The 18888-nt window shown below is 73.4% G+C and carries 15 protein-coding genes; 9 read left to right on the forward strand and 6 right to left on the reverse strand.

All coding sequences use genetic code 11. The features are described 5' to 3' along the window. Positions 1–276: 276 nt before the first annotated feature. The 3 genes from B0675_RS07060 to B0675_RS07070 form a co-directional block, all read right to left on the reverse strand. On the reverse strand, positions 277–1239 hold the full coding sequence (locus B0675_RS07060) for an EamA family transporter (RefSeq protein ID WP_081217885.1): 963 nt from the start codon (positions 1237–1239) through the stop codon (positions 277–279). Positions 1240–1446: 207 nt separating this feature from the next. Beyond that, on the reverse strand, positions 1447–2571 hold the full coding sequence (locus B0675_RS07065; protein WP_081217886.1) for a peptidoglycan bridge formation glycyltransferase FemA/FemB family protein: 1125 nt from the start codon (positions 2569–2571) through the stop codon (positions 1447–1449). An 80-nt stretch (positions 2572–2651) separates the two neighbouring features. After that, positions 2652–5600: an FAD-binding and (Fe-S)-binding domain-containing protein gene (locus B0675_RS07070; protein WP_241539908.1), complete on the reverse strand. Its 2949-nt coding sequence runs from the start codon at positions 5598–5600 to the stop codon at positions 2652–2654. A gap of 421 nt (positions 5601–6021) precedes the next feature. Between B0675_RS07070 and B0675_RS07075 the strand changes: the two genes are divergently transcribed. The 7 genes from B0675_RS07075 (at position 6022) to serC (ending at position 13234) form a co-directional block, all read left to right on the forward strand. Then, positions 6022–8013 (forward strand): ATP-binding protein, encoded by a 1992-nt coding sequence (locus tag B0675_RS07075; protein WP_081217888.1) that lies wholly within the window; start codon positions 6022–6024, stop codon positions 8011–8013. Beyond that, positions 8010–8417, forward strand: coding sequence for a roadblock/LC7 domain-containing protein (locus B0675_RS07080; RefSeq protein WP_081217889.1), 408 nt, complete (start codon positions 8010–8012; stop codon positions 8415–8417). Before B0675_RS07075 ends, B0675_RS07080 begins: the two co-directional genes overlap by 4 nt. Next, on the forward strand, positions 8414–8770 hold the full coding sequence (locus B0675_RS07085) for a DUF742 domain-containing protein (RefSeq protein ID WP_081221640.1): 357 nt from the start codon (positions 8414–8416) through the stop codon (positions 8768–8770). Before B0675_RS07080 ends, B0675_RS07085 begins: the two co-directional genes overlap by 4 nt. Beyond that, positions 8751–9389, forward strand: coding sequence for an ATP/GTP-binding protein (locus tag B0675_RS07090; RefSeq protein ID WP_239155265.1), 639 nt, complete (start codon positions 8751–8753; stop codon positions 9387–9389). Before B0675_RS07085 ends, B0675_RS07090 begins: the two co-directional genes overlap by 20 nt. Then, positions 9386–10600 (forward strand): cytochrome P450, encoded by a 1215-nt coding sequence (locus B0675_RS07095; protein ID WP_081217890.1) that lies wholly within the window; start codon positions 9386–9388, stop codon positions 10598–10600. Before B0675_RS07090 ends, B0675_RS07095 begins: the two co-directional genes overlap by 4 nt. Before the next feature lie 99 nt (positions 10601–10699). Further along, positions 10700–11932, forward strand: a complete 1233-nt coding sequence (locus B0675_RS07100; protein ID WP_081217891.1) for a cytochrome P450 — start codon at positions 10700–10702, stop codon at positions 11930–11932. 183 nt (positions 11933–12115) lie between these two features. Then, the gene (gene serC, locus B0675_RS07105) at positions 12116–13234 is read left to right on the forward strand and encodes a phosphoserine transaminase (RefSeq protein WP_081217892.1); all 1119 of its coding nucleotides are present in this window, start codon (positions 12116–12118) and stop codon (positions 13232–13234) included. Between the two features lie 127 nt (positions 13235–13361). Here the strand turns inward: serC and B0675_RS07110 are convergent, their stop codons facing one another. Further along, positions 13362–14372 carry a hypothetical protein gene (locus B0675_RS07110; protein ID WP_081221642.1) on the reverse strand — a complete coding sequence of 337 codons (1011 nt, stop codon included), beginning with the start codon at positions 14370–14372 and terminating at the stop codon, positions 13362–13364. Positions 14373–14550: 178 nt separating this feature from the next. Between B0675_RS07110 and B0675_RS07115 the strand changes: the two genes are divergently transcribed. Together B0675_RS07115 and B0675_RS07120 are read left to right on the forward strand one after the other, a co-directional pair. Further along, a complete protein-coding gene (locus tag B0675_RS07115; RefSeq protein WP_081217893.1) occupies positions 14551–15234 on the forward strand; it encodes an SGNH/GDSL hydrolase family protein in 684 nt (227 codons plus the stop codon). A gap of 122 nt (positions 15235–15356) precedes the next feature. Next, a complete protein-coding gene (locus tag B0675_RS07120; protein WP_081217894.1) occupies positions 15357–16349 on the forward strand; it encodes an aldo/keto reductase in 993 nt (330 codons plus the stop codon). A gap of 129 nt (positions 16350–16478) precedes the next feature. Here the strand turns inward: B0675_RS07120 and thpR are convergent, their stop codons facing one another. Together thpR and B0675_RS07130 are read right to left on the reverse strand one after the other, a co-directional pair. Then, positions 16479–17069 (reverse strand): RNA 2',3'-cyclic phosphodiesterase, encoded by a 591-nt coding sequence (gene thpR, locus B0675_RS07125; protein WP_081217895.1) that lies wholly within the window; start codon positions 17067–17069, stop codon positions 16479–16481. A gap of 169 nt (positions 17070–17238) precedes the next feature. Further along, positions 17239–18813: an MFS transporter gene (locus tag B0675_RS07130; RefSeq protein ID WP_241539717.1), complete on the reverse strand. Its 1575-nt coding sequence runs from the start codon at positions 18811–18813 to the stop codon at positions 17239–17241. Between the last annotated feature and the right edge of the window lie 75 nt (positions 18814–18888).

Genomic DNA, 18888 nt, shown 5'->3' on the forward strand with positions numbered 1-18888 from the left:
CGGGACACGGCGGTGTGTGGCTGGGAGCATGGCAGCGTCCGGAGAAACAAGCAAGCATGCTTGCATTAATTCAGGTCGTTGCCGTGCGGCCGGTCCGTGGCCGGGGGGTGGGCGGGGGCGCCTCAGGTGGGTCGCTGGGATGTGCGTGGCGGCCTGTGCCGTACGTCGAGGCGGGGGCCCTCGTCGGGTCGGCGTCGTGGGTCCGGGTCGCGGGGTCCCGGGTCGCCGCTCGCGGTGGTCGTGGTGGTGGGCCGCGGTGGTCGTGTCGGCGGGGGTCTACGCGTCCGGGGCGGGCTGGAGGGTCGTGGCTTTTCCTCGGCCGATCTGGGTGCGGACGGCGCCCATGCTCGCGGCGATGACGAGGGCGATGGCGAGGGATTCGGGGAGGGAGAGGGACTGGTCGAGGACGAGGAAGCCGGCGGTGGCGGCGACGGCGGGTTCGAGGCTCATGAGGATGGCGAAGGTGGAGGCGGGGAGGCGGCGCAGGGCGAGGAGTTCGAGGGTGTAGGGGAGGACGGAGGAGAGGACGGCGACGGCGGCACCGAGGGCGATGGTGGTGGGGGCGAGGAGGCGGGTGCCGGATCCGGCGATGCCGAGGGGGAGGAAGGCGACGGCGGCGACGACCATGGCGAGGGCGAGGCCGTCGGCCTGGGGGAAGCGTCGGCCGGTGCGGGCGCTGAAGACGATGTAGGCGGCCCACATGGCGCCGGCGCCGAGGGCGAAGGCGACGCCTGCGGGGTCGAGGCTGGTGAAGCCTCCGCCGCCGAGGAGGAAGACGCCGCCGAGGGCGAGGCCGGCCCAGAGGAGGTTGACGGCGCGGCGGGAGGTGATGACGGAGAGGGCGAGGGGGCCGAGTACTTCCAGGGTGACGGCGGGGCCGAGGGGGATGCGGGCGACGGCTTGGTAGAAGAGGCCGTTCATGGCGGCCATGGTGAGGCCGAAGACGATGACGGTGTTCCAGTCGGCGCGGGAGTGTCCGCGGACGCTGGGGCGGCAGATGGCGATCAGCACGATGGCGGCGACGAGCAGGCGCAGGCTGACGACGCCGAGGGCGCCGACGCGGGGCATGAGGCTGACGGCGAGGGCGCCGCCGAACTGGACGGAGATGCCGCCCGCGAGGACGAGGCCGACGGGTCCGAGGGCGCCGCGCCGGCCGGGTCCGGTGGGTGCGCCGGCCGCGGGTGCGGTGGCCGGGGCGGCCGGGGCCGGGGTGGTGGGGGCGGCGCTGGGGGTGTTCACGGGGCCTTCCTGGGGTTCGACTCGGGTTCGTGCATCATGCTGTACCTGCTGGTCCAGAGTAGTGGACTGGGTCAGGCGTGTGAACCCGTTATGCAACTGTCGCAGAAGTGTCCGGGAGGTGCTTGCCGGGGGCGGTGTCGCGCGGTGGGGGCGGGTGCTGCCGCGCGGCACCGTTCGGGGGCGGGCGGGCTTCGGGTCGGCGGCGGGTCAGCGGCGGGTCATGTAGAGGTCGAGGGCCTTGTGGAGGAGGCGGTTGAGGGGGAAGTCCCATTCGCCGAGGTATTCGGCGGCTTCGCCGCCCGCGCCCGCCTTGAAGCGGAGGAGGCCGACGAGGTGGTCGGTCTCGTCGAGGGTGTCGGTGATGCCGCGGAAGTCGTAGACGGTGGCGCCGAGTTCGTGGGCGTCGGTGATCATGCGCCACTGGATGGCGTTGTTGGGCTGAACCTCGCGGCGGCGGCTGGTGGAGGCGCCGTAGGAGTACCAGACGTGGGTGCCGACGGTGAGCATGGTGGCGGCGGCGAGGATGTCGCCGTCGTGGTGGGCGAGGTAGAGGCGCATGCGGTCGGGGTCCTCGGTGGTGAGGGCGGTCCACATGCGCTGGAAGTAGGGCAGGGGGCGGGGGATGAAGCGGTCGCGTTCGGCGGTCTCCGCGTACAGCTCGTAGAAGGCGGGGAGGTCGTCGTAGCCGCCGCGGACGACTTTGACGCCGGCCTTGTCGGCCTTCTTGATGTTGCGCCGCCACTGCTGGTTGAGGCCTTGGTGGACCTGGTCGAGGGTGCGGCCGGCGAGGGGGGTCTGGAAGACGTAGCGGGGCTGGCCGGCGGCGAAGCCGTCCTCGCCGCCGGGTTCGGTCCGCTGCCAGCCCATGGCGCGCAGCCGGTCGGCGATGTCGGCGGCCGCGGGGTCCTCGGAGGTGGGGGGTACGTCGGCGAGGCGTCGTGCGGCGGGGTCGGCGATGGCGGTCTTGACGGTGTCGGCGCTCCAGCGGCGGGCGACGACGGGCGGTCCCATCTTGACGGTGAACGCGCCGCGTGACTTGAGGTGGGTGAGCAGGGGGCGGAGCCAGCGTTCGGCGAGGTCGGGGGCGTGCCAGTCGATGACGGGGCCCTCGGGGAGGTAGGCGAGGTAGCGCTTGATCCTGGGGAGGGGGCGCAGGAGGACGAGTCCGGCGCCCTGGAGGTGTCCGTGTTCGTCGAACCAGCCGAGGCTCTCGGTCTGCCAGTCGGGTTTCACGTCGCCCCAGGACGGGACCTGCATGTGGCTGGCCGAGGGGCGGGATCGGACGAAGGCGAGATGGTCGTCTCGGGTGATCGTCTGGAGGCGGAGGGTCATGCGGGTGTGCTCCTCGTGGTCCTCGGTCCGGCGGGGCCCGGTGGTGTGGCGGCCGTGGTCGGCCGGGGTCAGCGTACTGATCAGGGGGTGCCGGAGCCGGTGTGCCGGGCGCGGGTCCGCAGGGCCTCGGCGAGGACCTCCGCCAGGTGGCGGCCGGTGCGGTCGCTGTGGTGGGCCAGTTGGGTGCGGCAGGAGTAGCCGTCGGTGAGGATCACGGCGTCGGGGGCCGCGGCGCGTACGGCGGGCAGGAGTTGTTCTTCGGCGCAGGCGGTCGACACGTCTTCGTGGCCTTTTTCGAAGCCGAAGTTGCCGGCGAGGCCGCAGCAGCCGCCGGAGAGGGTGCCGGTGAGACCGGCGGCGGCGCGCAGGCGTTGTTCGGCGTCGTCGCCGAGTACGGCGTGCTGGTGGCAGTGGGTCTGGCCGGCGACGGGGCGGTCGAGGCGGGGTGGTGTCCAGTGGGGGGCGTGGCGTTCGAGTGCTTCGGCGAAGGTGACGACGGCGGTGGCGAGGCGGTGGGCGCGGGGGTCGTCGGGGAGGAGTTCGGGGAGGTCGGTGCGCAGGGTGGCGGCGCAGCTGGGTTCGAGGACGACGACGGGGAGGCCGTCGATGGCGAGTTGGGGCTCGATGAGGTCGAGGGTGTGGCGCAGGACGGTGCGGGCGTGGTCGAGCTGGCCGGTGCTGATGTAGGTGAGTCCGCAGCAGGTGCGTCGGGTGGGGTGGGGCAGGAGGTGGCGGGGGTGGAGGGGGCCCCGGGTGGTGCCGTCGCCGACGGGTCCGTGGCGTCGGGAGGTGCGTGGGGGGAGGAGGACGGTGAGTCCGGCGGCTTCCAGGACGTGGACGGCGGCGCGTCCGACGGAGGGGGTGAGGTGTTCGGTGAAGGTGTCGGGCCAGAGGAGGACGGTGGGGCCGGCGGGGGTGGAGTCGGTGGGGGCCGGGCCGTCGGGGGTGGGGGCGGCGGGGCCGGGGGTGAGGTCGTCGGGGGTGGGGAGGGTGGGTGGGGGTGTGGGGTGGCCGGGTTGTTCGTGGGTGCGGGCCCGGTCGCGGAGGCGTTCGGTCCACCACTGGGTGAAGGTGCGGGGTGCGAGGCGGGGGATGGTGCGGTCGGGGGCGATGCCGGCGAGGTGTTTGGCGAGGGCGGCGGCGGGGGGCAGGGCGGCGAGGGCGTTGACGATGCGGGCGGTGCGGGTGCGGGTGACGGCGGCGAGCCAGCCGGGGAGACGTCCGAGGGTGTAGTGGCTGCGGGGGCGGCGGCGGCCGGCGTAGTGGTGGTGGAGGAATTCGGCCTTGTAGGTGGCCATGTCGACGCCGACGGGGCAGTCGGAGCGGCAGCCCTTGCAGGAGAGGCACAGGTCGAGTGCGTCGCGGACCTCGGTGGAGCGCCATCCGTCGGTGATGATCTCGCCGGCGAGCATCTCGTGGAGGAGGCGGGCGCGGCCGCGGGTGGAGTGGGTGTCGTCGCCGGTGGCGCGGTAGGAGGGGCACATGACGTCGTGGCCGGGTGGGGTGGTGGTGCGGCATTTGGCGACGCCGACGCAGCGGCGGACGGCGGCGGTGAAGTCGCCGTCGTCGGCGGGGTAGCCGAAGGTGACGTCGACGGGGCGCTGCGGGAGGGGGGCGAAGCGGAGGTTCTCGTCGAGGCGGTGGGGGCGGACGAGGATGCCGGGGTTGAGGAGGTTGTGGGGGTCCCAGAGGTCTTTGGCGCGTTCGAAGAGGTGGACGAGGTCGGGGCCGTACATGGCGGGGAGGAGTTCGGCGCGGGCCTGTCCGTCGCCGTGTTCGCCGGAGAGGGAGCCGCCGTGGGAGACGACGAGGTGGGCGACGTCCTGGGAGAAGTGGCGGAAGCGGGCGATGCCGGGGGTGGTGAGGAGGTCGAAGTCGATGCGGACGTGGATGCAGCCGTCGCCGAAGTGTCCGTAGGGGGTGCCGCGGAGGTGGTGGTCGGCGAGGAGGGCGCGGAAGTCGCGGAGGTAGGCGCCGAGACGGGCGGGGGGTACGGCGCAGTCCTCCCAGCCGGGCCAGGCCTCGGCTGCGGGGCCGGTGGTGGCGGGGATGCGGGTGGCGGTGCCGGAGGCGTCCTCGCGCAGTCTCCACAGGGCGCGTTGGGCGGCGGGGTCGGTGACGACGAGGGCGTCGGTGACGTCGGCGGCGCGGACGACGGTGTCGGCGTGGGCGCGGGCTTCTGCGGGGGTGGTGCCGCCGGTCTCGACGAACAGCCAGGCTCCGCCGCGGGGCAGGGCGGTGGGGGTGGGGACGAGGTCGGCGGCCATGCCTTCGAGGGTGAGGGGCCGGTGTGGGAGGAGGCCGGCGGCGGCGTCGGCGGCGGCGCTCTCGTCGGGGTAGCCGAGGACGGCGAGGGCGCGGGCGGGGGGTGTCTCGACGAGGCGGATCTCGGCTTCGGTGAGGATGCCCCAGGTGCCTTCGGTGCCGCAGTAGGCGCGGGCGACGTCGGTGCCGTGTTCGGGCAGGAGGGCGTCGAGGGCGTAGCCGGAGATGCGGCGGGGGAGGTCGGGGTATCCGGTGCGCAGCAGGGCGAGTTCGCCGGTGACGAGGTCGAGGAGGCCGTCGGGGGCGCCGGCTCCGTGGCGGCCGAGGTGGGCGGTGCGGCCGGTGGAGTCGATGACGGTGAGGGTGTGGACGTTGTCGGCGGTGGTGCCCCAGGCGACGGAGTGGGTGCCGCAGGAGTTGTTGCCGATCATGCCGCCGAGGGTGCAGCGGCTGTGGGTGGAGGGGTCGGGGCCGAAGCGCAGGCCGTGCGGGGCGGCGGCTTCCTGGAGGCGGTCGAGGACGGTGCCGGGCTGGACGCGGGCGGTGCGGGTGGTGGGGTCGAGGTCGAGGACGCGGTTCATGTGGCGGGTGAGGTCGAGGACGATGCCGGTGCCGGTGGCCTGTCCGGCGATGGAGGTGCCGCCGCCGCGGGGGACGACGGGGATCGCGTGGTCGCGGCAGACGGCGAGGGTGGCGGCGATGTCGTCGGCGTCGTGGGGGGAGACGACGCCGAGGGGGACGCGGCGGTAGTTGGAGGCGTCCATGGTGGTGAGGGCGCGGGCGGTGCTGTCGAAGGCGACGTCGCCGCGGACGGCGCGGGTGAGGGCGGCCCGTAGGTCGGGGGTGGCTTCGGGTGTGTCCGGGGAGGTGCCGGGCGGTCGGGTGGGGTGTGCCCGGGAGTGTGGTTCCGGTCGTCGTTCCGGCTGTCCGTGGGGCCGTCCGCCGAGATCCGTCATGGGTCCAGGATGCCGCCGGGTGTCCGTGGGGGCTGCCCGGCGGGTATCCGAATGGCCCCGTTTTGCCGGGCCGATCATGAGACCGCTTTCCGAACCTTCCCAATCCGATCACGAACTCTCATATAGTGACCGCCAGTTGAGCACCAGGTGTCGCTTCTCGCCCAGGACCCGACCGAGGACACGACCGAGGACACGTTCTTCCCCCAGGAACACGACCGAGGACCGATTGATGACCCCGCCCCTGCCCTCCGGCGAACGACCCGCCCTGCGCGCCATCGCACCCCCGGTGCTGACCGCCGCCGCACTGGCCGCGATCGCCGTGGTGGCCGCCGTCCTGCTCGCCCCCACGACCGCCCGGACCCCGCTCGCCTGGGGTCTCGGCACCGCCGCCGTGCTGCTGTGCGCGGCCGTGGCGGTGGCCGCCCGGTCCGTCCGGGCCGCGCGCCTTCTGCGCGGCCGGCTCGAGTCGGTGACCCAGGACGCGGGCCGGCTCCTGCACGAACGGGCCCGACAGGCCGAGGAGTTCGGCCAGGAACGGGCCCGGCTCGCGGACGAGGCCGCCCGTGACCGCGTGCACGCCGCCGAGAACGCCGACCGTGAACGGACCCGGCTGACCGAGGACGCCGCGCGCGAACGCGACCGCCTCACCGCAGAGTTCACCACCGAACGCGACCGCCTCACCGCGGAGTTCACCACCGAACGCGACCGCCTCGCCGAGGAGGCCGCCGCGGAACGCGACCGGTTCGCCGCCGACCGCGCCCGCCTGACCGCCCGCAACGCCGAACTCGACGCCCGCGCCCGGCAGGCCGCCGGCGAGCGTGCCGCCGCCATCTCCGCGACCGCCAACGCGGCCGGACGCATGCAGGCGCTGTCCACCGGCATGCTCGCCGACCTGCGGGCCATGGAGGAGAAGCACTCCGACGAGGACGTCCTCGCCGACCTCCTCCACCTCGACCACCGCACCGCGCAGGCCGGCCGGCTCGCCGACTCCGTCGCCGTCCTGGCGGGCGCCCGCTCCGGACGCCGCTGGGCGCGCCCCATCGTCATGGAGTCGATCCTGCGCGGCGCCATGGGCCGCATCGGCGGCTACCAGCGGGTGCGCGTGCACTCCGCGAGCGAGGCCGCCGTCGCCGGGCACGCCGCCGAGGGCGTCATGCACGCGCTCGCCGAACTCCTCGACAACGCCGCCACGTTCTCCCCGCCGACCGCCGAGGTCCACGTGTACGTGGAGGAGGTCCCGGCCGGCGTCATCGTCTCCGTCGAGGACAGCGGCCTGGTGATGGGCGACGTCCAGCTGCGCCGCGCGGAACGCGCCGTCTCCGGCGAGGCCGCGGACACCGGCGGCCTCGGTGGCCTCACCGGCACCCGCCTCGGCCTCGCGGTGGTCGGCAGGCTCGCCCGCAAGCACGGCCTGAAGGTGTCGTTCCGGCCCTCCGCGCGCGGCGGCACCGGCGTCCTCGTCCTCATCCCGCAGGACCTGCTCACCCCGCCGAGCACCGTGCCGGGCACCGCGCCCGACGCCACACCCGGCACGACCCCCGCGGCCGGCACGGCGCCCGCGCCCGCCGCCGTCGCCGGCCACACCTCGGCGCCCGGCACCCGCGCCCACCGGGAACCCGAGGCGCAGCACGGCCCCGGCGAACGGCGGGAGACGGCCGGTCCGGACGGGGGCCACGACGACGCCCGCGCCGTCCGGCCCGCCGAGGACTCCCCCACCGCCCCGGTGTCGTACGCGGCGGGCCGCGCGGCCGGTGACCTCGACCCCGACCCCGTACCCGCGCACGACTCGCCCCGGCACGAACCGGGGCCCTCCCCCACCGGCGGACTGCCCAAGCGGCGCCGGGGCCGTACCCTCGCCCACGCCGAGCGCAGCCGCTCCCACACGACACCGCAGCCCGCCCCCGAAGCCCGCGGCGGGGAGGACCCGAGGACCCGGTCCGCGGCCCGCTTCGGCAGCTTCCGGCAGGCGGTGCGCGGCACCGCGCCGGACGCCCCCGAGGCCGTACGGGCCGAGGAGGCGCAGGGCGGGGAGCCCGCGGGGGCCCGCGCCGAGAAGCAGGTCCCCGGACAGCGGACCGCACCCGACGCGGACCGCACCCGCGGCACGAACGGCACGGACGGCCCCCGCGGCGCGGCCGACGCACAGGGCGCTCCGCCCGCCCCCCTTTCGACGAACACCCCCACCCAGCACGCGCTCCCGGAAGGCGACACCACCTCATGACCGGCACCATCACCGCCGACGAGAAGCTCTCCTGGCTCATCGAGGGCCTTCTCGAGCGCACCCCGGGCGCCCGGCACGCGCTCGTGCTCTCCCGCGACGGCCTGAAGCTGTGCCGCACCCCCGAACTGTCGGTCGACCAGGCCGACCAGCTCGCCGCGATCGCCGCCGGTATCCAGTCGCTGTCGCACGGCGCGTCCGTCGAGTTCGGCGACGGCTCCGGAGGCGTGCGCTCGGCGATGGCCGAGTTCTACGGCGGAGTGCTGTTCATCGTGGAGGCCGGCGACGGCGCGCATCTCGCCGTCGTCACCGCGGAGGACGCGGACGCCGGGCTCGTCGGGCACAACATGAGCGAGCTCGTGGAACAGCTGGGCGAGTACCTGAGCGCGCCGCCGCGCACGTCATGAGCCGTCCCGGCAGGGACGACGCACCCGACCGGCTGTACACCCTCACCGGGGGCCGCAGCCGGTCCGGTCCCGACACCCCCTTCGACCTGGTGACCCTGGTGGTCGCCGAGTGCGAGCCGGTGACGGGAATGCAGTCCGAGCACACCGCGATCCTGCGGTTGTGCGAACGGCCCACCGCCGTCGTGGAGATCGCGGCGGAACTCGCGCTGCCGGTGTCGATCACCCGCATCCTGCTGTCCGACCTGCTCGCCGCGGGCCGGGTCAGCGCCCGTCACCCGCACACCACCGTTCCCTCCGGTCTTCCCGATCCCGACATCCTGGAGCAGGTGCTCGTTGGACTCCGTAACCTCTGACGCTCGTGCGCCCCTGTCGGCGTCGGCCGACAACGGCCTGAAGATCGTGGTCGTGGGCGGCTTCGGCGTCGGCAAGACGACCCTGGTCCGCTCGGTCAGCGAGATACGTCCTCTCAACACCGAGGAGACGATGACGCAGGCCGGCGAGGCCGTCGACGACATCAGCGAGGTGCGCGGCAAGTCCGCGACCACCGTCGCCTTCGACTTCGGCCGCATCACGCTCGACGCCCGCAACGTGCTGTACCTGTTCGGGGCGCCCGGCCAGGAACGGTTCTGGTTCCTGTGGGACCGGCTGTTCTCCGGCACGCTCGGCGCCGTCGTCCTCGTCGACACCCGCCGTATCGACGACTCCTGGTACGCCATCGACCGGCTGGAGCACCACGGCACCCCGTTCATCGTGGCGTGCAACGACTTCGGCGGACCCACGCACACCCCGGCGCAGATCCGGGAGGCCCTCGACCTCGACCCGCACGTGCCGCTCCTCGACTGCGACGCCCGTTCCCGGGAGTCCAGCAAGCGCGTGCTGATCACGCTCGTGGAACACCTCCAGTCCCTGCACGCCCGCCACGGCGCCGCCACCGCGGAGGACGCCCTGACCGCACCGGAGCCCGCGCTGTGAGCCCCACCCCCGCCCCCGTCCCGCTCAGCGGCCCCCGGTTCCAGACCGAACCGGCGGAGCTGTACCGGGAGATGCGGCGCGACCACGGATCGGTCGTGCCCGTCGTCCTCGACGGCGACATCCCCGCGTTCCTCGTCGTCGGCTACCGCGAACTCCACCAGGTGACCGGCGACCCTCAGCTGTTCAGCCGCGACTCGGACCTGTGGAACCAGTGGGACCGCATCCCCGACGACTGGCCGCTGCTGCCGATGATCGGCCGCAAGCAGCCGTCCATCCTGTACACGGTCGGTGAACGGCACCGCGAGCGTGCCGCGATGATCAGTGACGCCCTCGAAGCCGTCGACCCCTTCGAACTGCGCTCGCACGCCGAGAAGTTCGCCGACGAACTCATCGACGCGGTCTGCGCCAAGGGTGAGACGGACATCGTCGCCGACTACGCGGCCCTGCTCCCCGTCCGGGTCCTCGCCACGCTCTACGGCTTCTCCGACGAGCAGGGCCCCGGCCTGGTCACCGCGCTCAACGACATGATCAACGGGCGGGAGGGGGCGCTCGACGGGCAGCGTCATCTCGCCGCCTCCATGGCGCGGTTGCTCGCCGACCGCAAGGAGACACCGGCGAACGACGTCGTGTCCCGGATGCTCGCCGACCCCTCCGGGTTCACCGACGAGGAGATCGCCCAGGACCTGATGGTCATGATGGCCGCCGGGCACCAGCCCACCGCCGACTGGATCGGCAACTCGCTGCGCCTGATGCTCACCGACGACCGCTTCGCCGCCTCCCTGTTCGGCGGCCGGCACAGTGTCGCCGAGGCCATGAACGAGGTCCTGTGGGAGGACACCCCCACCCAGAACGTCGCAGGACGGTGGGCCTCGCGCGACACCCAGCTCGGCGGGCGCCGCATCCGCGCCGGCGACCTCGTGCTCCTCGGCCTGCAAGGCGCCAACTCGGACCCGCAGGTCCGCACCGACAGCTCCGCGCTCACCGGCGGGAACAACGCCCACTTCTCGTTCGGGCACGGCGAGCACCGCTGCCCGTTCCCCGCGCAGGAGGTCGCCGAGGTCATCGCGCGGACCGGCATCGAGGTCGTCCTGGACCGGCTGCCCGACATCGACCTGGCCGTGCCCGCCGAGTCCCTCACCCGGCGCCCCTCCCCGTGGCTGCGGGGCCTGGACGAACTGCCCGTCACGTTCACGCCCGTGCCCGTCCTCTGAGACCCCGACGCACCCGGCCGGCCCATCCGCCGGCCGGGCTCCGGGGGCTGCCCCCGGGAAGACGCCGTACTCCTACCCCGCCCCTGGAGGGACCCCCGCATGAGCACCGGTACCGAAGAGACCCGCATCGTCCTGGACCCCTTCGTCACCGACCTGGACGGCGAGAGCGAGGCGCTGCGCGCCGCGGGCCCCCTCGCCGCCGTCGAGCTGCCCGGCGGCGTCCCCGTGTGGGCGGTCACGCACCACGCCGAGGCGCGCGCCCTGCTCACCGACCCCCGCCTGGTCAAGGACATCAACGTGTGGGGTGCCTGGCAGCGCGGGGAGATCGCCCCCGACTGGCCGCTGATCGGACTCGCCAACCCGGGCCGCTCCATGCTCACCGTGGACGGCGCCGATCACCGCAGGATGCGCACCCTGGTCGCGCAGGCGCTCACCCCGCGGCGGGTGGAGCAGATGCGGGAGCGGATAGCGAAGCTGACGGAGGGGCTGCTCGACGATCTCGACGGGCTCGACGGCGACGTCGTCGACCTGAAGGCCGACTTCGCGTACCCGCTGCCCATGTACGTCGTCGCCGACCTGATGGGCATCGAGGAGGCGCGACTGCCGCGTCTCAAGGAGCTGTTCGAGAAGTTCTTCTCCACGCAGACGCCGCCCGCCGAGGTCATCGCGACGCTCACCGAGCTGGCCGGGATCATGGCGGACACGGTCGCGGCGAAGCGGGCGGCGCCGGGCGACGACCTGACCAGCGCGCTGATCCTGGCCTCCGAGGACGGCGACCACCTCACCGACGAGGAGATCGTCTCCACCCTGCAGCTGATGGTCGCCGCCGGCCACGAGACGACGATCTCCCTGATCGTCAACGCGGTCGTCAACCTGTCCGCCCACCCCGAACAGCGCGCCCGCGTCCTGTCCGGCGAGGCCGACTGGTCCGCGGTCGTCGAGGAGACCCTGCGTCACTCCACCCCGACCTCGCACGTCCTGATCCGGTTCGCGACCGAGGACGTCCCGGTCGGCGACAAGGTGATCCCGGCGGGCGACGCGCTGATCGTGTCGTACGGGGCGATCGGCCGGGACGAGAACGCGCACGGCCCGACGGCGGGCGCCTTCGACATCGGCCGCTCGGAGGGTCCCCGGCACATCTCCTTCGGGCACGGCCCGCACGTCTGCCCCGGTGCCGCCCTGTCCCGCCTGGAGGCGGGCGTCGCCCTGCCCGCCCTGTACGCGCGTTTCCCCGGCCTGGACCTCGCGGTGCCGGCGTCGGAGCTGCGGAACAAGCCGGTGGTGACGCAGAACGACCTGTTCGAACTGCCGGTGCGGCTGATCGCCGGATGAGGTGACGGGGCGTCCTCCCCGGAGGACGCCCCCGGCGGTGCCCGCCGGCCCGGGGCCGGCGGGCCGCCCCCGCCTCTCCCTGCACCGCCCCGGCTCTTCCCGTTCTCTCCGTCCCGTCCTCCTCCCGTCTCAGCCGCCGGACGACGTTTCGACCAGGTTTCCCCGACCGGCTAGGCTCCCCGCGTGGCTGATATCCAGATCCCCGCTGACATCAAGCCCGCCGACGGACGATTCGGCGCTGGCCCCTCCAAGGTGCGGACGGAGGCGCTCGACGCGCTGGCCGCGACCGGCAGTTCCCTGCTCGGCACCTCCCACCGCCAGGCCCCGGTCAAGAACCTGGTCGGCACGGTCCGCGAGGGCGTGCGTGAGCTGTTCTCGCTGCCCGACGGATACGAGGTCGTCCTCGGCAACGGCGGCTCCACCGCGTTCTGGGACGTCGCGACGCACGGACTGATCGACAACAAGTCGCAGCACCTCACGTTCGGCGAGTTCTCCTCGAAGTTCGCGAAGGCCGCCAAGCTCGCGCCGTGGCTCGCCGACCCGACCGTCGTCTCCTCCGACCCGGGCACCCACCCCGAGCCGGCCGCTGAGGCGGGCGTCGACGTGTACGCCTTCACCCACAACGAGACCTCGACCGGTGTCGCCGCCCCGATCAAGCGGGTCGCGGGCGCCGACGAGGGCTCCCTCGTGCTGGTCGACGCCACCTCCGGCGCCGGCGGCCTGCCCGTCGACATCGCCGAGACCGACGTCTACTACTTCGCCCCGCAGAAGTCGTTCGCCTCCGACGGCGGCCTGTGGATCGGCGTGTTCTCCCCGGCCGCCGTCGAGCGCGCCGAGCGGATCCACGCCTCGGGGCGGCACGTCCCGGAGTTCTTCTCGCTGCCCACCGCGATCGACAACTCCCGCAAGAACCAGACGTACAACACCCCGGCCCTCGCGACGCTCTTCCTGCTCAACGAGCAGCTGGAGTGGATCAACAGCCAGGGCGGCCTCGCCTGGTCGACGGCCCGTACGAAGGACTCCTCCTCGCGTCTGTACCGCTGGGCCGAGGACAGCAAGTACGCGACCCCGTTCGTCACCGACGCGGCGAAGCGCTCGCAGGTCATCGGCACGATCGACTTCGCCGACGAGATCGACGCCGCAGCCGTCGCCAAGGCCCTGCGCGCCAACGGCATCGTCGACACCGAGCCCTACCGCAAGCTCGGCCGCAACCAGCTGCGCGTCGCCATGTTCCCGGCGATCGACCCGGCGGACGTCGAGGCGCTCACGCAGTGCATCGACTACGTGATCGAGAAGCTGTAACCACCGTTCCCCCGCGAGGACTTCGGGCGGTACGGGCGAGGGGCGCCCGGCACGGGAACGTGCCGGGCGCCCCTCGCGCCGTCGTGTGCCGGTGCTCGTCCCGGCCCAGAGGTCCGGTCCGTCCGGGTCAGTCGCGGCGCAGCAGCCGCCGCAGGCCGAGGACCACGGCGAGCAGCGCGGCGGCCGCGACGGCGCCGACCTTGAGGCTGCCGCTCAGCGGGCCGTCGTCGTCGCCGGAGGCGGAACCGCCGCCCTGTGCGGGGGACTTGCCGTCGGATGCGGACGCGCCGGGGGCGTCCTCCGGCTGGACGGGGCTGTCGGCGCCTTCGCTGCCGTACATGAGTTTCGTTCCGTCGGTGGTGTAGGTGACGGACTCGCCCTGGCCCTGGAGGGGCACGTTCAGGCGGCTCTCGCGTTTGATGGCGCCGCCGTTCCAGTCGTAGAGGATGCCGCCGAAGTAGCCGCGTACGGCGAGGTGGCGGCCGTCGGGGGAGAACGCGCCGTCGGTGACCCACAGGTCGACGGTGGCGACGGGCTTGAAGACGTTGGTGCCGGTCGCGGAGAGCTGGGCGGGGCCTTCGTAGAGGTGGCCGCCGTCCTCGTCCTTGTCGGCGATGTACACGCGGCCCGTCTTGGGATGGACCATCAGGGCTTCGGCGTTGCGGGCGCCGTCGGAGTACTTCACGACGTACTGGGTGGCGCGGATCGTCTGGTCCTTGAGGACCTTCGGCTCGGGCAGTCTGTAGATCCACACGTGGTCCCACTTGCCGCCGAGGTTGTCGCCGATGTCGCCGACGTACAGGTCGCCGTCGGGGCCCAGGGAGATCGCCTCGACGTCGCGGGGCGCGCCGACGCCGCTCATGGTGACCGTCGCGACGGTGCGGCCCGTCCGGCTGTCGACGGCGTACAGGTAGGCGCCGTCGTCGCTGTCGTTGTGGGTCCAGTACACGCCGGGATGGATGCGGGAGGCGGCGAGGCCGCTGGACTCGGTGATGCGGGGGTCCTTGATGGTGAATCCGTCGTCCCCTCCGTCGGCGAGGGCCGGCGCCGCGAAGGCGAGGGAGGCGACGGCTACGACAAGGGCTCCGGCGAGGGCTCCGGCGGCGGTCCCGGTACGGAACGAGGGCGATCGGCGCATGGCCCAAGCCTGCCACCCCGCCCCGGCGTTCGCGTCGGCGGCGCCCGCCGAACGGCCCGGCACCGGCCGCGGTCCGCCAACCGGCGGGCCGTGGAGGGGCGGTGGGCCGTGCGCACAGTGGCAGGCCTCACATCGGGAGGGCTCATCCGGGCCCCCGCCGATCGTTCATGATGAGCGGATGCTCAGGTTCATGCCCGTCGGGGACTCCATGACGATCGGTAGCGCGGGCGAACACACATGGCGCTACCGGATGTGGCAGCACCTGCGGGCGACCTACGGGGGCCCGTTCGAGATCGTCGGTCCGCGCGAGACGCTCTACGACATGGCGACGGGCGCCGCCGACTCCTACGAGTACGCCGACCCCGACTTCCCGCGCGGTCATCTGGCGGGCTGGGGCGAGGGCTGGCAGCACATGGCGCCGGTCGTCCGCGAGACGGTCCGCGCGCAGCGTGCCGACGTCCTGCTGGTCTCCCTCGGCCTGATCGACCTGGGTTTCTACACCAACGCGGTGCAGACGGCCGACAACGTCCGGCTGTTCGTGGCGGAGGCGCGGGCCGCGAACCCGCGGGTGCGGATGGTGCTGCTCCCGGTGATACCGAACGTGCGCGCCGAGTCCGACGTCCCCTTCGCCGCCGAGGTCGCCGCGTTCAACGAGTTGCTCGCCAAGACGGTCGCCGACCTGGACGAGCCGCGCTCCCCGCTGCTCCTGGCGTCGCCGCCGCCGTCGTACGACATCGCCTTCGACACCTACGACGGCACGCATCCGAACGCGCGTGGCGAGCACAGGATCGCGGAGGGTTTCGCGGCGGCGATGCACCAGGCGTGGGGCCTGGGCGAGCCGTACGCGGCGATCGCTTCCTGAGGGATCGCGGAGGGGGCGCGCCGGGGTGCGGAGGGTCCTCGCCGGGGTGGTGCCCGGGGCTCGGGCGGCGGGCCGCGTGTGCCCTTGCTTCGAGCGGGCTCGAAGGCGTTGGCTGAGGCCTCATGAAGTACACACAGCTCGGACGCACGGGGCTCAAGGTCAGCCGGATCGTCCTCGGCACCATGAACTTCGGACCGCAGACCGACGAAGGCGACAGCCACGCCATCATGGACGCGGCGCTGGACGCGGGCATCAACTATTTCGACACGGCGAACGTGTACGGCTGGGGCGAGAACAAGGGCCGTACGGAAGAGATCATCGGGAACTGGTTCGCCCAGGGCGGCGACCGGCGCGAGCGGACGGTTCTCGCGACCAAGGTGTACGGGAACATGGGCGCCGACGGCGAGCCGTGGCCCAACCAGGACAAGCTGTCCGCCCTGAACATCCGGCGGGCCGTCGACGCCAGCCTGAAGCGGCTGCGGACCGACCACATCGACATCTACCAGTTCCACCACGTCGACCGGACGACGCCGTTCGACGAGATCTGGCAGGCGATCGACGTCCTGGTGCGGCAGGGCAAGATCCTCTACGTGGGGTCGAGCAACTTCCCCGGATACAAGATCGCGCAGGCCAACGAGATCGCCGCGCGCCGCGGCGGCACCATCGGCCTGGTCAGTGAGCAGTGCCTCTACAACCTCGCCGAGCGGCGCGCGGAGATGGAGGTCATCCCGGCGGCCCAGGAGTACGGGCTCGGGGTCATCCCCTGGTCGCCACTGAACGGCGGGCTGCTGGGCGGGGTCATCAGGAAGCAGGTCGAGGGCGGCCGCCGGGCGAGCGGCCGGGCCGCGGACGCCCTCGCCGACACGGCCGTGCGCGACCGGATCCAGGCGTACGAGGATCTGCTCGACAAGCACGGTCTGGAGCCCGGTGAGGCGGCCCTGGCGTGGCTGCTGACCCGTCCCGGGGTGACCGGCCCGATCGTCGGCCCGCGCACCGCGGAGCAGCTGGAGTCGGCGCTGCGCGCCGTGGAGCTGGAGCTGTCGCAGGAGGTTCTGGACGGTCTCGACGGGATCTTCCCGGGTCCGGGTCCCTCTCCGGAGGCGTTCGCCTGGTAGGGGGCGCGTCCGGGGTCCGGCGGTGGCGGTCGCTACCTGACCGCCGCCGCCAGTGCCACGACGGCGAACATCAGCACGAGCACACCGGCCATGATCCGGTTACGGGTCTTCGGGTTCACGCCATCGAGGTTAACGGTCCGCCTGCCCGGTCCCGTCGCCCGCCCCCAGCGGCCGGGCGGCCAGTGTCTCGTAGCGGGGCCGTTCTCCGGGGATCCCGGAGTCGGGCAGGTTGCTGCGGACCAGGCACAGCTCGCCCACGGTCCAGGGGCGTCCGGCGAAGCCGTCGAGGGCGGTGAGGTACGGGGTGAAGTCGGCGGAGTCGCGGCTGCGGGCCAGGGTGAGGTGGGGCCGGTAGTGGCGGTGTTCCTTCATGGCGATGCCCGCCTTGCGTCCGGCGGCCTCCGCGCGGGCGGCCAGCAGGCGCAGGCTGTCGATGTCCCCGGTGGCGCCCGCCCACAGGGCGCGGCCGCCGAAGTGGCCGCCGCCGTGCAGGGCCAGCGGGAAGGGCGCGGTGCGGTGGGCGGCGCGGGTGAGCCGCTCGGTCAGGTCCGGGACGGTGGTGTCGGCGACCTCGCCGTAGAAGGCGAGGGTGAAATGCCAGCCGGGGCGGCCCGTCCAGCGCAGCGCGTCGGCGCCCGGTGTCCGCCGCAGCAGGTCGGCCTCCGTGGCGAGTTCACGCACCGCGTCGGCGGGCGGCAGCACGGCCGCGAAGAGTCTCATGCGCCCACTTTCCCAGCCTCCACGCGGCCGCGTGGAGGGAAATGGAGGGGAGGGAAGCAGAGGGAAGCGGAGGTAACCGGTCGGCGCCCGTTCCCTCGCACGCGACGGCCGGCCCCCCGCTTGCGGGTGGCCGGCCGTCGCGTCGGACCGGCGGTGCGCCGGCGGGGTCTCACACCGTGGCCAGGTGCTCCTCGGTGCGGGTGCGGGGCACGAAGCGGACCCGGGGTGCGCCGCGGTGCCAGCCGAGGGAGACGCGCAGACCGCCGAGGCGTGCCAGGACCAGGCCGATCGTCGTCGCCGCGGCCATCGAGACGAGGCCGCCGAGCGCGAAGCCGATCCGGGGACCGTAGGCGTCGGTGACCCAGCCGACCAGCGGGGCGCCCAGCGGTGAGCCGCCCATGAAGACCATCATGAACAGGGCCATGACGCGGCCGCGCATGGCCGGGTCGGTGGCCATCTGGACCGAGGTGTTCGCGGTGACGTTCACCGTCAGGCCGGCGATGCCGATCGGGACCATCAGCAGGGCGAACAACCACAGCGAGGGTGCCGTCGCGGCGACCACTTCGAGCGCGCCGAAGGCGATCGCCGCCGCGATGAGCACGCGCAGCCGTGCGGTGCCGCGCCGGGCGGCGAGCAGCGCACCGGCCAGCGAGCCGAGCGCCATCAGCGTGTTGAAGAGGCTGTAGGCGCCCGCGCCGGCGTGGAAGGTGTCGTCCGCGTACGCCGACAGCCAGACGGGGAAGTTGAACCCGAAGGTGCCGATGAAGCCGACGAGGACGATCGGCCAGATCAGGTCGGGGCGGCCGGCGACGTAGCGCAGGCCCTCGCGGAGCTGGCCCTTGCCGCGCGGGGTCCGCTGGACGACGTGGAGTTCCCGGGCGCGCATCAGGAGCAGGCCCGCGATGGGGGCCACGAACGACAGTCCGTTCAGGAGGAAAGCCCATCCGGTGCCGACGCCGGTGATCAGGAGTCCGGCGACGGCGGGGCCGACCAGGCGGGCGGACTGGAAGTTGGCCGAGTTCAGGCTGACCGCGTTCTGCAGCTGGCCGGGTCCGACCATCTCGGAGACGAAGGACTGGCGGGCCGGGTTGTCGACGACGGTGGCGAGACCGACGGCGAACGCGGCGAGGTAGACGTGCCAGACCTGGACGTGTCCGGAGAGGGTGAGGAAGGCGAGCGCCAGACCGGTGAGGGCCATCGCCGTCTGCGTGACGAGCAGCGTGGGGCGCTTGGGGAGCCGGTCGACGAGGACGCCGCCGTACAGGCCGAAGAGCAGCATCGGCAGGAACTGCAGGGCGGTGGTGATGCCGACGGCGGCGGAGGAGCCGGTCAGGCTCAGCACCAGCCAGTCCTGGGCGATGCGCTGCATCCAGGTGCCGGTGTTGGAGACGACCTGGCCCATGAAGAACAGCCGGTAGTTGCGGACCTTCAGCGAGCTGAACATCGAGGAGGAGCGCGGGGTGCGGGGGGAGGGGCCGGCGGTGCCCGGCCCGGTCCCGGCGGTGCCCGGCGCGGTCCCGGCGGTGTCCGGCGCGGTCCCGGCGGTGCCCGGCGCGGTCCCGGCGGCGGACGAGGGGGCCGCGGGCGTGGCCTGCGCGGGGTCCTCCACGGGTGCGGGGTCCACGGCCGGTGCGGGTTCCGCGCCGGCCGGGGAGGTTCCGGCCGTGGCCGGGGAGTCGTGGGCGGCTGAGGAGTCGTGGGTGGCTGGTGCGGGGGCGGAGTGTGCTCCGGGTCCCGTACTCAAAAGGGCTCGCCTCCGGGGAGTCGTGGACGTCGGCGTCATGGGGGGCGTCGGCGCTTGCTGGGAGCGGCCCCCGCC

This window comes from Streptomyces sp. M41(2017) (assembly GCF_002078175.1).
In the GTDB taxonomy this organism is placed as follows: domain Bacteria; phylum Actinomycetota; class Actinomycetes; order Streptomycetales; family Streptomycetaceae; genus Streptomyces.

Bases quoted from the DNA above. Each gene is read 5' to 3' on its own strand.
- B0675_RS07065 (WP_081217886.1), bottom strand. From the start codon at position 2,571: ATGACCCTCCGCCTCCAGACGATCACCCGAGACGACCATCTCGCCTTC.
- B0675_RS07070 (WP_241539908.1), bottom strand. From the start codon at position 5,600: ATGGACGCCTCCAACTACCGCCGCGTCCCCCTCGGCGTCGTCTCCCCC.
- B0675_RS07075 (WP_081217888.1), top strand. From the start codon at position 6,022: ATGACCCCGCCCCTGCCCTCCGGCGAACGACCCGCCCTGCGCGCCATC.
- B0675_RS07080 (WP_081217889.1), top strand. From the start codon at position 8,010: ATGACCGGCACCATCACCGCCGACGAGAAGCTCTCCTGGCTCATCGAG.
- B0675_RS07085 (WP_081221640.1), top strand. From the start codon at position 8,414: ATGAGCCGTCCCGGCAGGGACGACGCACCCGACCGGCTGTACACCCTC.
- B0675_RS07100 (WP_081217891.1), top strand. From the start codon at position 10,700: ATGAGCACCGGTACCGAAGAGACCCGCATCGTCCTGGACCCCTTCGTC.
- B0675_RS07110 (WP_081221642.1), bottom strand. From the start codon at position 14,372: ATGCGCCGATCGCCCTCGTTCCGTACCGGGACCGCCGCCGGAGCCCTC.
- B0675_RS07115 (WP_081217893.1), top strand. From the start codon at position 14,551: ATGCTCAGGTTCATGCCCGTCGGGGACTCCATGACGATCGGTAGCGCG.
- B0675_RS07120 (WP_081217894.1), top strand. From the start codon at position 15,357: ATGAAGTACACACAGCTCGGACGCACGGGGCTCAAGGTCAGCCGGATC.
- thpR (WP_081217895.1), bottom strand. From the start codon at position 17,069: ATGAGACTCTTCGCGGCCGTGCTGCCGCCCGCCGACGCGGTGCGTGAA.